Raw genomic sequence first — 13,364 nt, 5'->3', positions numbered from 1 at the left:
ATTATGTTTGCAGTGTATCAATATTATAGTTTATGTCTACACAAAGCGAGTACAATAAACCCTATCGTTGGGTAGTATTAATGGTTTATTTCGGCGTGGTGGCAATGAGCCAGATGTTATGGTTAAATTTCGCGCCATTGGTTTCCTTCCTTCAAGTAACCTATGGTGTAAGCGAACTTATGGTTAGTGGTTTATTACTTTCTTTTCCGCTTCTTTACGTCCTTCTTTCAATACATTCTGGTAAAATGATTGATAAAAAGGGCTATCGTTACGCTGTAATTTTAGGAAGCGTCATTAGCACTGTGTTTGCTTGTTTGCGCATTTTTGATTCCAGCTTTTACATTCTTTTAATTGGTCAAACCGGTATTGCGATTGGTCAGCCTTATATTATTAACGCTATTTCCAAATTGGTTTCTGATTGGTTCAGTAAAGAACACACTGCCATGGCTACTGGCATTGGCACTGCAGGCATGTTAATTGGAATGGCTCTTGGTTTAGGTTTAACACCCGTATTAAACGATAGTATTGGATTTAGTAACACCATGCTTGTATTTGCAGCTATTTCTTTAGTGTTAACACTTGTTTTTATTTTTCTTGCAAAAGAAAACAACCTCAAACTTGTTAAAGCAAAGGCATCCGCTGTAAAAGGAGAGATAAACGCCCTATTAAAAATAAGGAATCTTAAAATTTTATTGATTATTTGTTTTTTGGCACTTGGTGTTTTTAACGGACTCACTTCATGGCTCGAACCCATTTTAAAGCCAAATGGAATTAATGCCGAAGATGCTGGACTTATAGGGGCGTTTTTAATTGTGGGCGGTATTTTGGGTTCTGTTATTATACCGGGACTTTCGGATAAATTAAAAGTTAGAAAACCATTTCTTGTTCTCTGCTGTTTGGTTGCCGTTATAATTTTATACCCACTTTGCATAATAAGCGATTTAACGACGCTTTATATTCTTGGTGCATTAATGGGTTTCTTTTTTCTTCCTGGTTACGCCTTATTATTATCTATGTGTGAAGAAATTGCCGGAATTGAAAAAGCAGGAACAGCAACGGGAATTTTAATGCTTGCTGGCAATGCCGGAGCCGTTATAGTTATCCTTTTAATGCCGGTAGTAAATGGCACAACTAATTCATGGATGAACGCCATCTATTTAATGGTGTTTCTGATGTTTGTAACATTGGTCACTGCTATTGTAGGACTGAAAGAAACCTTCGTGAAAGCGTAAAAAATTAAAAGCGAACAGATGACTATCAAAGAAGGGGACTTGCATTTATGGCGTTATACCCTTGATGAAGCGGAATACTATAAAGAAAAATCACAGCCTTTGTTATCGAAAGATGAACAACAAAGGTGTAGCAGATTTGTGAATGAAGCAGAGAAAATTCGTTACACCTGCAATCACCGTTTTGTGAGGCAAGTTTTAGCTAAGTACATCAATCAACCAGCTTCCGAAATTAATTTCAATCTTTCCGATAAAGGAAAGCCTTTTTTAGAAAATTCAGATATTCTTTTTAATTATTCTTACCGCACCACATTTGGTTTATTAGGAATTTCTAAGCGACGGGAAATAGGCATAGATATTGAGAAAATGAAGCTCCTTCACGATCTTAAAACATTTGCAGACTTTTCTTTCTCCGAAAAAGAAAAAGAAATTATTTTTAAAAGTTCGGATGAAACGTTTCAAGACACACTTTTTACGTTTTGGACATTTAAGGAGGCAATGATAAAAGCAATTGGAGTGGGCTTAAACGCTGATCTTACCAAAATAGATTTATCAGATTATTATAACACGGAAGTAAATAAGTTAGGGTTTAATAATACTGTTTATACGATGAAGCAAATTAATGCCGGGCCTGGATATAAAGCGGCATTCGCTCTTAAGGGAACTATGAACTCTTATTCAGAATTTAAACTTGATTAATAATTATCACAAGGGTCTTGTATAACAAACAATTCCATTATCTTTGGCCGATGAATTTTTCACCCTTGTGGCAAATACTACTTTGTCTTTTGCTAGTTTCAAAATCGTTTTCGCAGGTTGATAGTAATGAGGTTCGGGAAGATAGTGTGAAAAATTCTGGTGTTCCAACTTATGAAGAAAAAGATATCATTGATATTTTTAAGTTTAAACACGCTGGAGGGGAAGGTACTGGTGTTAAATCTACAAAACCAAGAATAACGGTTGTTCCATTTATCGGTTATACGCTTCAAACGCGTTTAGCGGGAATAATCGCTGGTAACGTGGCTTTTTATGTAGATACATTGGAAGAAACAAATCAATCCGCAGTGAGTATAAGTTGCAGTTATTCGCAAAACAATCAAATTATCGCACCACTTAGTTCAAATATCTGGACACGAAAAAACAAATACAATTTTCTTGGTAACTGGCGCTATTACAAATACCCAGAACAAACATACGGACTTGGGGGAAATACAGATTTAAAAGATCGTGTGGGTCTTGATTATACATTTTTTCTTTTTAGAGAGGCTGTTTTAAGACACTTTGAGGGATCGCATGTCTACGCCGGTTTGGGATACAATCTTAGTCACCATACAAATATTAAACAAGTAACTGCTTCTCCGGATACTATCACTGATTTTGATCTTTACGGACGAACAGAAACGTCAACTTCTTCAGGTATATCTATACACACACTTTTTGATAATCGTGGCAATACAATTAATCCAAAAAGTGGAACCTATGCTAATTTAACCTATTACAACTACTCAAAACTTTTAGGTAGCAACTCCAATTGGCAATCGGTGATAGTTGACCTTAGAAAATATTTTAGTTTAGGTAAAGCGAAAAATGTTTTATCTTTTTGGAGTTATAACTGGTTTACTTTTGGAGGTAAAGTTCCTTATCTTGATTTACCGAGCACAGGCTGGGATGCTTATTCAAACATAGGGCGAGGGTATATTCAAAGCAGACTGAGAGGACAAAATTTACTTTACCTAGAAACAGAATACCGATTTAAAATTTTGCGCAGCGGCTTTTTAGGAGGTGTTTTGTTTGCTAACGCCCAATCTGTAACCGATTGGCCGTCAAATAAATTTACTGCAATTTCACCTGCAGCTGGTTTTGGATTGCGTATTAAACTAAATAAATTCTCGGGCACAAACTTGTCCATTGATTATGGTTTCGGCACCAAAGGCTCTCAAGGTTTATTTATTAATCTTGGCGAAGTGTTTTAGTTCAGCGCTTCCGAAGCTTACAGCCTAAAAAACAGTGAGTTATGCGGTAATAAATTTTAATATCTAAATAAAAAGAATTTTTAATTTTACACTCCACACACGAATACTTACAGCAATGATTAGAATTGAGAAAATTACGTATCCAGAAAAAATAAAAGAGTTTATCGACTTTCCGCACGACCTTTACGAAGGTGATCCAAACTACGTGCCTGAGTTATATATATCTCAGAAAAGTATGCTCAATCCAAAGAAGCACCCCTTCTATGAGCATTCCAAACTACAACTATTTTTAGCATATAACGATAATAAAATTGTTGGGCGTATTGCCGCTATTAGAAATAATAATCATAACAAACATAACGGTAGTAACGATGGTTTTTTTGGCTTTTTTGAATGTATAGAAGATTATGAAGTTGCAAAACTTTTATTTGATACAGCTACTGATTGGATAAAAAAAGAAGGATTAACCCAAGTTTTGGGGCCTGCAAGTTTTTCTACAAACGAATTTTTCGGTTGGCACATTGATGCATTTGACTCTCCGCCAATGATGGCCATTGCTTATAACAAGCCTTATTACCCCGTGTTCGCTGAAAAATACGGCTTTACAAAAAACACCGATCATTTTGCTTATTATTTAACTGACATGGAAGTGTCAGAGAAATCAACCCGTGTGAGCGATGCTTTTGAAAACCGTTTAAAAACAAAAGGAATAACAATCCGAACGGTTAACATGAAAAAATTTCAGGAAGAAGCCGAAAAAGCTCAGCATGTATACAACTCGGCATGGGGTAAAAACACAGGCTTTGTTCCAATGACCTATAACGAATTCATGTATTTGTGTAACGACATGAAAGCTGTTATGGAACCTGAACTTTGTTTTATAGCAGAACACGAAGGAAAGTTTATTGGATTTGCTTTTTCATTTCCAGATATTAATCAGGTTTTAAAAAATGTAAAAAGGGGACGTTTGTTGCCTTTTGGAATTTTTAAATTGCTTTTTGGACGCAAAAAAATTGATAAAATGCGTGTTGTTGTTTTAGGTGTAATTGAGGGCTATCGTAAAATGGGCATTGAAGCCGTATTTTTCGCTAAAACAATTGCTTACGCGAAAAAACATAACATTCACGCTGCGGAAGCTTCATTAATCTTAGAGAATAATGAAATGATGAATCAGTCTTTGGTTAACATCAATGCGCACATCTACAAAACATATAGAGTGTACAAACTTGCTTTGTGATAATCAAAACAGTTTATAATAGTTGGAAGGGGCTTTTACCACTTGATATAAGCACCCTGTTATATGCGCTTCTTTCATTAGTGTATCTTCTTTTCGGCTCGTCAGACGTTGATTGTGTTGTTAATCACATAAGTATGCGACTAGTGCTTGTTTTAACTGTTTTTACGCTCGTTTTTATAACGAATAAATACCCTATAAATAAATCGCTTGCTTTTGTAAGGAATCTGTATCCATTGCTTTTCCTAGGTTTTTTTTATATAGAAACAAGCTGTATGAAAAACATTATTTTCAAAGAAAATTTTGATGAGCTATTTTTTAATTTGGAACAAATTCTTTGGAATTGTCAGCCCAGTCTCATTTTTCAAAAAGTAATGCCACAAGTATGGTTTAACGAATTAATGAACATGTGTTACTTTTCGTATTATTTGCTTATTGGTTCTGTCTGCATTTTAATCTATCTAAAATCACCAAAAAATTCGCAAAAAGACATTTTTGTGATCGTGTTTTCGTTTTATTTGTATTATGTTATTTTTGATATTTTTCCGGTTGCAGGGCCTCATTATTACGTTGCTGGCGCTGATAGTGATGTAACACCTCGGCTGTTTTTTGGAGAGTTAATGCATACCATAATTTCTGATTTGGAAAGACCAACAGCGGCTTTTCCAAGTTCACATGTGGGTATTGCTGTAATTATTGCCTATTTCGCTTATAAGCACGTAAAAAAAGTGTTTTATGTGATTTTACCTTTTGTTTTGGGAATATGTATGGCAACTGTGTACATTAAAGCGCATTATTTGGTAGATGTAATAGCAGGAATTATTTCAGCTCCATTATTTATCTTGCTGAGTAACAAGGTGTACGCATTATTTTTAAGATTTAATTCGTCAAAACCGATTTAACATTAACGGCTAATTAGAATTAATAGTAGTATAAGGCTTTAACATTTATATAGGGCGCAAAGTGAAATTTCATTTTACCTTTGCAGCTTAATTTTTTAATAGTAATTTAACACAAAATGTCAATCAAAGTTATAATGTTTCCCGGACAAGGTTCTCAGTACAAAGGTATGGGAGAACAATTGTTTAAAGAATATCCGGAAGCTGTTAAAACAGCGAATAAAGCTTTAGGCTATGATATTGCCGAATTATGCCTAATTGACCCAGAAAATAAGCTCAATCAAACGAATTATACCCAACCCGCCCTGTATTTTGTTAACTATTTAAACTATCAAAAATATCTTGCATCAAACGATGCTCCAAACTATTTTATTGGTCATAGTCTAGGAGAGTTTAACGCCTTAAATGCGGCTGGTGTTTATGATTTTGAAACAGGTCTAAAAATAGTACAAAAAAGAGGAGAGCTTATGTTTTCTGTTGGTGGTACTTCTATGGCTGCAGTTATTGGCGGTGATTATAAAGAAATTAAAGAGATTTTAAAAAATAATTTTCCAGATATAGACATTGCTAACATTAACACCATGTCTCAAATAGTAATTTCTGGTAAAACGGAATCACTGAACAAAGCAGCCGATTTTTTTGAAGAAGAAGGAATGGTTTATATCCCTCTTAAAGTGAGTGGAGCCTTTCATTCTAGATACATGACGCCAGTTAAGCAGCAGTTTCATGACTTTATTGAATCTATGACTTTAAAATTCTGCATTACTCCTGTAATTTCTAATTATACAGCAGCAGTTTATCCACTTGAAAGAGAAGCCATTATTAAAAATATGATTAACCAAATTGACAGCCCTATTAAATGGTTACAAAGTGTTGAATATCTTATGTATCAAGGCGAGTGCGACTTCATCGAAATAGGCGCAAGTGAGGTTTTAACCAATATCGTTAAAAAAATATCCATTTAGTATTGAAAATTAATACGATAGATGGTTAGTAAGTATAAAATAATTCCAGAATAGAAATACAATTAAAATTATTTCCTAAGAGAAATAAAAAGTAATATTGCACTGTGAATAGTAACGAAACAGAAATCTTAATAAGTAGCCTTAAAAGAGATCTATTACAAATGCCTGCTAAAAATTCAGCTCAGGTGTCTTTTAAAGTCGAGGATATTTATAAAATCATTCCTCACCGACCTCCATTTGCCCTTATTACGTCTATAAGTGCCATTAATATTGAAGAAACGATCATTGAAGTAACCAGCAAAATAGACCCAACTGATCCTATTTTTGCCGGACATTTTCCAGGATCACCTGTTTATCCAGGGGTTATGCAAATAGAAACCATGGGTCAGGCAGGATTATGCCTCGCTTATTTTGTTAAAAACAACTCTTTAGAGATAAATGACAAAAACATACCTGTAAAAGGACTTTTCACACGAGTACACAATGCAGGGTTTAATAAAGGTGTTATGCCTGGTGACGTTCTCACTGTTAGAGTAAAATCAATCGAAGACGATGATTTTATGGGTTTAATGGCAGCACAAATTACAATTAACAACGAAATTTATTCGCACAGCATTTTAGAAGTATATTATCCTTAAACAAAACAATAAAAAAAACGTTTATGTTACAAAAACGCGTAGTAATAACAGGCATGTCAATCAATACCCCTATTGGAGACACTTTAGATGAATTTATTAATAACATGATGGATGGTAAATCTGCTGTAACTAAGTGGGATACACTTGATACATCAAAGATTTATGCAAAGGTTGGTGGAGATTTGGGCAATTACGATGTAGTTGCAAAAATAAAATCTTACAAAGGCCGTATTCCGGAAGCTACCTACGATAGACTTATAAAACTAGGAAGCAAGTCGCCTTTGTCAATCGGCATTTCATTATTGATTGCCGTAGAAGCCTTTTTAGATTCAGGATACATTGGCTCTCTAGAAGATGGAAATAATGTGGCAACAATTATTGCCGGACATAATTTAAATCAAAAATATACTTTCGAAAACCACGATGAGTTTAACGAAGAGCCTGAATTTATTGATGGTTTATTTGCATTAAATGGATTGGATACACACCACGTTGGTAGTGTAACTGATGTTTTACAATTGCACGGACCAGCTTATACCGTTGGCGCTGCTTGTGCAAGTGGTAACGTAGCCCTTCGTTGTGCAGTTGATGAAATTCAATCACACGATGTAAAAGTTGCTGCGGTTGTTGGACCAATACTTGATTTCTCTCCTTTAGATTTACAAGGTATGTGCATCTTAGGTGCCATTACTTATAAATCATTTAATGAAGAACCTCAAAGAGCAAGCAGGCCTTACGATACACAACGTGAGGGCTTTGTTCCTTCACATGGTGCGGCTTGTCTTATTGTTGAAGATTTAGAACATGCACTTGCGCGTGGAGCTAAAATTTATGCTGAAATTCTGGGTGTTGAATCTTCTTCAGATGGATGCCATTTACCACAGCCTTCTCAAATTGGTCAATCACGTTTAATGAAACGTTTATTGAAAAATGCGAATGTAAAACCAGAAGAGGTTGATTACATCAATGTTCATGCTACTTCAACTCCATTAGGAGATCTTACAGAATTAAGATCAATTAAAGATGTGTTTGGAGATCATTGCAAAACACTAAAAATTAATGCACCAAAATCAATATTAGGACATACCTGCTGGTCAGCTGCTACAGTTGAAACCGTTGCTGCGATTTTACAAATGAATCGTAACGAATTGCATCCATCGATTAATATTGATAATCTGGATCCAGAAGTGGATGTGGATGTTTGTAGAGGTGAACGCAAAAAACATAACATCGATATTTTCCTTAAAAACTCGTTTGGTTTTGGAGGATTAAATTCGATTAGCTTAATTAAGAAATACAAAGGCTAGAAATATACCACACATATGAAGATTTTTATAACAGGAGGATCAAGAGGAATTGGTCGTAGAATAGTAACCATGGCTTTGGAAAGAGGACATGATGTTGCGTTTACCTATAACAGTTCCAACACCGAACACATTAAGCAGTTGATGGATGAAACCAAAAAACTTGCACCTGATCGCATGTGTAAAGGTTATCAGTTGAATGTAAGAAACCCTGATGATGTTGTAAGAGTGACTGACGCTGTGTTGGATGATTTTGAATCAATTGATACTGTAATTAATAATGCTGCTATCAATCGCAATAACTTAGCGTTTCATATGACCGACGAAGAGTGGCATGATGTGATTGACACCAACTTAAATGGTGCATTTTATATCATTCGCCAATTTTTACCAGTGTTTTTAGCGAATCGTAAAGGTCATTTTGTTTCTGTTTCTTCAATCGCAAAAGATGGTATTTCAGGCCAAGCGAATTACAGTGCTAGTAAAGCCGGATTGATTGGTTTATCGGGGACTATTGCGAAAGAATATGGAATCAAAGGTATTACCAGTAATGTAGTGGTACCAGGTATGTTTGAAACAGACATGGTTAAAGAAACCTTAAGTGAAAACCTAAGAAAATTTTGGCTTCTGCACAATCCAATGAAACGTATGGGACATCTGGATGAATTAGCTGAGGTGGCTTTGTTTTTGGGTTCTGATGCTGCGAGTTTTGTAAACGGTCAAGTAATAAGCGTTACTGGTGGTTTGGATTGGGCTGAGTAGTGGAGTAAGTTGAACCACGGAGGCACTGAGCACACGGAGGGTCACTGAGAGGTAAAAAGTTTAATTTGTCTCGATTACCTCATACTTGTTAAAACTTTGCGGGTTAAGAACAGAATGACAATAACACAAAAATACATCAACGATATTTCATACAAAATCATTGGTTGTGCGATTGAAGTTCACAAACATCTTGGCCCAGGATTGTTAGAATCGGTTTATGAAACATGTTTTATTGAAGAGCTGAGAAATGCCGGATTATCAGTAAAATCACAAAGGTACGTTCCGGTAAATTATAAAGGAAAGGATTTGGGTGGTGTTTTAAAGCTTGATCTACTTGTTAATGATTTAATAATAGTTGAAGAAAAGGCTGTTGATCAAATTATTCCATTATACAAAGCGCAACTTTTATCCTATTTAAAACTTGCTGGGAAACCAAAAGGATTATTAATAAATTTCCACTGCGAAAATATTACTGAACAATTAGTTTCGCTTGTTACAGAAGAATTTGCGAAATTGCGGAAAGAATAATAAATAAAACTCTGTGAACCTCCGTGACCTCCGTGTCTCTGTGGTTCCCATTTGAAGGAATAAAATGAAAAAATACGGAATAGAAAAAATTAGAGTGTATCCTACAGCCCTTCAACTTAATCTTGAAGAGCTAGCAGTTGCTCGTAATTACGATGTTGAGCACATGCGCAAGGAACTTATGGTTGAAACACGCAGTGTGAATCCACCTTGGGAAGATACAGTAACGATGGCTGTTAATGCAGCAAAACCAATGCTTACAGAAGAAGATATTGCTTCTATTGGATTACTCATAGTTGGTACTGAAACGAGTTTAGATAACGAAAAATCCGTGAGTTCATGGGTTTTACAACATTTAGGTTTACCAAGTGCTTGTCGTCACTTCGAAGTTAAGATTGCTTGTTATTCTGGAACGGCCGCATTAAAAATGGCTGTGTCATGGCTTTCTTCAGGCATGGCGCGCAAAGGTCAAAAAGCGCTTATTATTAGTACGGACGAAAGTTTAAATTCTATTCACCGTCCTTGGGAATACGTTTGTGGTGGCGGTTCAGTAGCGATGTTGGTTTCCGATCAACCAGAATTTTTAGTATTAGAGACGGAAAAATTTGGTTTATATGCACATGAAGTGGCCGATGTTATTCGTCCTTTACCTTGGTTAGAAACAGGTAACAGTGAGCATAGTTTGTATTCGTACATGGAAGCACTAGCAGCGACTTATGAGGATTTTGAATTAAATGTCGGCACTATTGATTACGATTCTTATTTTAAATACCATGTTTATCATGTACCATTTAGTGGTATTAGCTACCGTGCGCACAAACAATTAATGCGTATGAGTAATTATGATGTAACGGATGAAGCGATTTTAGAAAGTTGGACAAACAAAGTATCTCCTTCCATTAATTTTTCAAAACGTATTGGTGGTACTTATGGAGGTAGCGTTTTTATTGCATTACTCTCAACTATAAGCGTGGTAAATGATTTAAAAGCAGAAGATAGAATAAGTGTGTTTTCATACGGATCTGGTTCTTGCGCTGAATTTTATGTGATGCAAACTACCGCAAAATCAAAAGAAATTGCATTGGGTACGGGCTTAACAGATTTAATCAGCAAACGTTTTCCTATTACCGTAAAACAATACGAGGCAATGGAACTAGCGCGTGAAGAACGTATTAAAAGCCGTGAATTCACTCCTGATTACAATGCTGTAGAAGGCTTGTATGAAAAGGCTTACAAAGGTAAAGGCTTATTGACTTATACAGGAACAAAAGATTATTATAGGAGTTACGCCTTTAGTTAATCATGTATAAAGAAATAAATATTCCGGAAGTTCTAAATCCCGCATCTATTAGCAGTTTAAATGCGCAGTTACTCGAATGCGAAAATCAAAATGTGCGCTTTGTTGTATTAAAAGGGAGTAGTTCTATTTTCTGTAACGGACTCGATTTATCTTGGGTTGCCAACAGCGAAGAGGCTGATCATCATCATGACATGAAACACTATGCAGACTTTTTAAAAAAGTTGCAATGCGGTAAATTTATTTCTATTGCTTTGGTAAAAGGCGTTGTATCTGGTGGGGGAATGGGGGTAGTGTGTGCTTGTGACCACGTGGTGGCTGATGAATCGAGTACATTTTCTTTACCCGAAGGTTTATTAGGATTAATACCAGGAATGATTTTACCTTCTTTGTTAAACCGCTTGAGTCCGCAGCTGGTTAAAAAAATGGTATTTACCGGAAAAAAATATTCTGTTTCTATTGCAAAAGAATTTGGCGTTGTTGACGAAATTACAAACGACCAAGAAAAAGCACTGACAGATGCAATTAATTCAATGCGATCGTGTAAGCCCGATGCAGTGAATGATATAAAAGAAATCGTTTATACTTCGAATGCTAATAAAGATGAGCTTGCTGTAAGAGGCATGAATATTCTGAATAAACGCTTACAAGAACCCGATATAAAACAGAGATTAAAAGATATTTCTGATTTTATGTAGTCCGGCATCTCTTTACCACAGAGTAACGGAGATCACAGAGTTGCACGGAGTTTTTGATAGTTTGTATCACTTACTGCCAACTGCTGACTGCCAATTGATTTCTTAGTGATTCTCAGTGCTCTTAGTGCCTCCGTGGTTAAAACAGTCGAGCGCCAACTGCCAACCAATTTCTTAGTGCTTCTCAGTGTCTTAGTGGTTATTTTCCCCGCAGATTAAATCCCAAACTCTTCACGATTTTTATACATGTAAGAATATCCCTCAATAAAGTTATATCCTTTATCTGCATTAATGGTTTGACCTCTAATACCGTCCATTAAACCGCTGCACATGATGTAAGCCACATTCGCCACTTCTTCAAGATCGACGTGTGTGCCTGGAATATCATATTTTTCAATAAATTCTTTCCACTCTTTTCCTACAGTCATTAATAAAGAATCTGTAATAACAGGACGTGTACGAAGAATGTTGAAGATCACAGCTTCATCGTAAAAATGGTAATTCAAATATTTTACCAAAACTTCGTTTAAAGTTTTTGTCGCAGCAGCAAAATCGTAGTTCACATAAAACCTATCAGGACCATGAGATGAAAGACCCATCACGTATTTAGGATATTTTCCTAAAATGGTTTTCATTTGGCGTGTGTATTCAATCATTGGCCAACAGCTGTATTCAATACTTTTAAGAAGAGCGGCTTCACTATAATCGTCGATGCCTTTTACAAGATTTGCAAAAGAAACGTTTGAAATAAAAATATCTACTGTGCCAAAACGCGTTTTAATTTCGTTCATTAAATTGGCAGTGTCTTCGTTATTGATAACATCCGACTGAATTAAAAAAGGCTCAGGAAGATTTTTTGCTTTAAACTCATTTAAAAAATCAGAATCTTCGATACTTCCCCAACCATACGTGATAATGCACTGATCGCCATGTTCGGCAAATTTAAATGCAATTTCTTTTCCAATTCCTTTAGTTCCTCCTGTTATGAGAACTACACGTTTTGTTTTCTTATCTGACATAGTTTTCTTTTATAATTTTTAAAATTTCGTCTTCGTTAAAAGTTAATTCATGCATCATGGTTTCAATGCTATATGTTTCTTCAAACAATTTACGGCGTTGCATACTTTGATAACGTTTTAAAACGGCTAAAGCTTTTCTAGGCTTTTCAGCCATTGATTCCGCTAAAGCATTTGCTTTTTCAAGAACATCTTCTTTTGGAAGAATATAATTAAAATTTGTTTTTCCAATTAAGTCCCTGCCCTGATAAAACTTACCAGTATACTGCATCTCTTGGGCGATAGCAGGAGACATATAATGTTCCATTAATTTGGTAATTCCCATACCTGGTGTAAAACCCATATTCATAAAAGAACAGCCGTAGCGACTTTCTTCTGCAAGCACAGCAACATCGGCACATAGACCCAAAGCCAATCCGCCTCCTATTGCGTGGCCTTCCATCGCAGAAATCACAGGAATGGGAATATCCAACATCATTTTCGAAAGAATGATATCCACCGGTTTAAGTTGGCGTTTGCAGAGTTTCACAAGCGTATCCATATCTGCCCCAGAGCAAAATACTTCAGGAAGGCCTTTTAAAACCAGCACTTTTATGGCATCGTTTAATTTTATGGAGTGTAAGCATTCCACCAAAGATTCAACAAATTCAGGCGTTAAGGCATTTTTGCTTCCCGCATCCGCCATAAAAAGAGTGAAAACGCCATTTGACTCAGACGTTAGGTTTATTGAACTATTCTTTGAAGTCGATCCCATTCGTATAAAAGCTTCTCGTACTAGTTGCTTATTCAACTAATATTTAACATTAGCGGGCAAAAATAACAAATAA

Annotated in this window: 14 protein-coding genes; 12 read left to right on the top strand and 2 right to left on the bottom strand. The window is 35.7% G+C overall.

The genetic code is table 11. The features are described 5' to 3' along the window. Positions 1-32: 32 nt before the first annotated feature. From P2086_RS16515 to P2086_RS16460, 12 genes are all read left to right on the top strand, one after another. A complete protein-coding gene (locus P2086_RS16515) occupies positions 33-1,232 on the top strand; it encodes an MFS transporter (RefSeq protein ID WP_317897862.1) in 1,200 nt (399 codons plus the stop codon). 18 nt (positions 1,233-1,250) lie between these two features. Next, the gene (locus P2086_RS16510) at positions 1,251-1,928 is read left to right on the top strand and encodes a 4'-phosphopantetheinyl transferase family protein (RefSeq protein ID WP_317897861.1); all 678 of its coding nucleotides are present in this window, start codon (positions 1,251-1,253) and stop codon (positions 1,926-1,928) included. A gap of 50 nt (positions 1,929-1,978) precedes the next feature. Beyond that, a complete protein-coding gene (locus P2086_RS16505; protein WP_317897860.1) occupies positions 1,979-3,202 on the top strand; it encodes a BamA/TamA family outer membrane protein in 1,224 nt (407 codons plus the stop codon). Positions 3,203-3,317: 115 nt separating this feature from the next. Beyond that, positions 3,318-4,439, top strand: coding sequence for a hypothetical protein (locus P2086_RS16500; protein ID WP_317897859.1), 1,122 nt, complete (start codon positions 3,318-3,320; stop codon positions 4,437-4,439). A 272-nt stretch (positions 4,440-4,711) separates the two neighbouring features. Beyond that, positions 4,712-5,338 carry a phosphatase PAP2 family protein gene (locus P2086_RS16495; protein ID WP_317897858.1) on the top strand — a complete coding sequence of 209 codons (627 nt, stop codon included), beginning with the start codon at positions 4,712-4,714 and terminating at the stop codon, positions 5,336-5,338. 116 nt (positions 5,339-5,454) lie between these two features. Continuing rightward, positions 5,455-6,300, top strand: coding sequence for an ACP S-malonyltransferase (gene fabD / locus P2086_RS16490; protein WP_317897857.1), 846 nt, complete (start codon positions 5,455-5,457; stop codon positions 6,298-6,300). A gap of 104 nt (positions 6,301-6,404) precedes the next feature. Continuing rightward, positions 6,405-6,938, top strand: a complete 534-nt coding sequence (locus tag P2086_RS16485) for a 3-hydroxyacyl-ACP dehydratase FabZ family protein (protein ID WP_317897856.1) — start codon at positions 6,405-6,407, stop codon at positions 6,936-6,938. A 23-nt stretch (positions 6,939-6,961) separates the two neighbouring features. Next, positions 6,962-8,245, top strand: a complete 1,284-nt coding sequence (locus tag P2086_RS16480; protein ID WP_317897855.1) for a beta-ketoacyl-[acyl-carrier-protein] synthase family protein — start codon at positions 6,962-6,964, stop codon at positions 8,243-8,245. Positions 8,246-8,260: 15 nt separating this feature from the next. Then, positions 8,261-9,004, top strand: a complete 744-nt coding sequence (locus tag P2086_RS16475; protein ID WP_317897854.1) for an SDR family oxidoreductase — start codon at positions 8,261-8,263, stop codon at positions 9,002-9,004. Between the two features lie 114 nt (positions 9,005-9,118). Beyond that, the gene (locus tag P2086_RS16470) at positions 9,119-9,532 is read left to right on the top strand and encodes a GxxExxY protein (protein ID WP_317897853.1); all 414 of its coding nucleotides are present in this window, start codon (positions 9,119-9,121) and stop codon (positions 9,530-9,532) included. A gap of 64 nt (positions 9,533-9,596) precedes the next feature. Beyond that, positions 9,597-10,829, top strand: a complete 1,233-nt coding sequence (locus tag P2086_RS16465; RefSeq protein WP_317897852.1) for a hydroxymethylglutaryl-CoA synthase family protein — start codon at positions 9,597-9,599, stop codon at positions 10,827-10,829. Positions 10,830-10,831: 2 nt separating this feature from the next. Next, positions 10,832-11,524: an enoyl-CoA hydratase/isomerase family protein gene (locus tag P2086_RS16460; protein ID WP_317897851.1), complete on the top strand. Its 693-nt coding sequence runs from the start codon at positions 10,832-10,834 to the stop codon at positions 11,522-11,524. A gap of 212 nt (positions 11,525-11,736) precedes the next feature. On the opposite strand, the gene P2086_RS16455 is transcribed toward P2086_RS16460, so the two are convergent. Together P2086_RS16455 and P2086_RS16450 are read right to left on the bottom strand one after the other, a co-directional pair. Further along, the gene (locus P2086_RS16455; protein ID WP_317897850.1) at positions 11,737-12,540 is read right to left on the bottom strand and encodes an SDR family oxidoreductase; all 804 of its coding nucleotides are present in this window, start codon (positions 12,538-12,540) and stop codon (positions 11,737-11,739) included. Beyond that, positions 12,530-13,291 carry a polyketide synthase gene (locus P2086_RS16450; RefSeq protein WP_317897849.1) on the bottom strand — a complete coding sequence of 254 codons (762 nt, stop codon included), beginning with the start codon at positions 13,289-13,291 and terminating at the stop codon, positions 12,530-12,532. The genes P2086_RS16455 and P2086_RS16450 overlap by 11 nt, the downstream gene beginning before the upstream one ends. Positions 13,292-13,364 lie beyond the last annotated feature (73 nt).

Source organism: Aurantibacillus circumpalustris (assembly GCF_029625215.1).
GTDB classification, from domain to species: domain Bacteria; phylum Bacteroidota; class Bacteroidia; order B-17B0; family Aurantibacillaceae; genus Aurantibacillus; species Aurantibacillus circumpalustris.
Note: the sequence above shows the minus strand (reverse complement) of the source record. Positions and strands in the feature narration are given on the sequence as shown.

What these genes read in the sequence shown, in the direction of transcription:
- P2086_RS16495 (WP_317897858.1), top strand. Translation starts at nt 4,712, where the DNA reads ATGAAAAACATTATTTTCAAAGAAAATTTTGATGAGCTATTTTTTAAT.
- P2086_RS16450 (WP_317897849.1), bottom strand. Translation starts at nt 13,291, where the DNA reads ATGGGATCGACTTCAAAGAATAGTTCAATAAACCTAACGTCTGAGTCA.
- fabD (WP_317897857.1), top strand. Translation starts at nt 5,455, where the DNA reads ATGTCAATCAAAGTTATAATGTTTCCCGGACAAGGTTCTCAGTACAAA.
- P2086_RS16455 (WP_317897850.1), bottom strand. Translation starts at nt 12,540, where the DNA reads ATGTCAGATAAGAAAACAAAACGTGTAGTTCTCATAACAGGAGGAACT.
- P2086_RS16505 (WP_317897860.1), top strand. Translation starts at nt 1,979, where the DNA reads ATGAATTTTTCACCCTTGTGGCAAATACTACTTTGTCTTTTGCTAGTT.
- P2086_RS16465 (WP_317897852.1), top strand. Translation starts at nt 9,597, where the DNA reads ATGAAAAAATACGGAATAGAAAAAATTAGAGTGTATCCTACAGCCCTT.
- P2086_RS16460 (WP_317897851.1), top strand. Translation starts at nt 10,832, where the DNA reads ATGTATAAAGAAATAAATATTCCGGAAGTTCTAAATCCCGCATCTATT.
- P2086_RS16510 (WP_317897861.1), top strand. Translation starts at nt 1,251, where the DNA reads ATGACTATCAAAGAAGGGGACTTGCATTTATGGCGTTATACCCTTGAT.
- P2086_RS16480 (WP_317897855.1), top strand. Translation starts at nt 6,962, where the DNA reads ATGTTACAAAAACGCGTAGTAATAACAGGCATGTCAATCAATACCCCT.
- P2086_RS16470 (WP_317897853.1), top strand. Translation starts at nt 9,119, where the DNA reads ATGACAATAACACAAAAATACATCAACGATATTTCATACAAAATCATT.
- P2086_RS16515 (WP_317897862.1), top strand. Translation starts at nt 33, where the DNA reads ATGTCTACACAAAGCGAGTACAATAAACCCTATCGTTGGGTAGTATTA.
- P2086_RS16500 (WP_317897859.1), top strand. Translation starts at nt 3,318, where the DNA reads ATGATTAGAATTGAGAAAATTACGTATCCAGAAAAAATAAAAGAGTTT.
- P2086_RS16475 (WP_317897854.1), top strand. Translation starts at nt 8,261, where the DNA reads ATGAAGATTTTTATAACAGGAGGATCAAGAGGAATTGGTCGTAGAATA.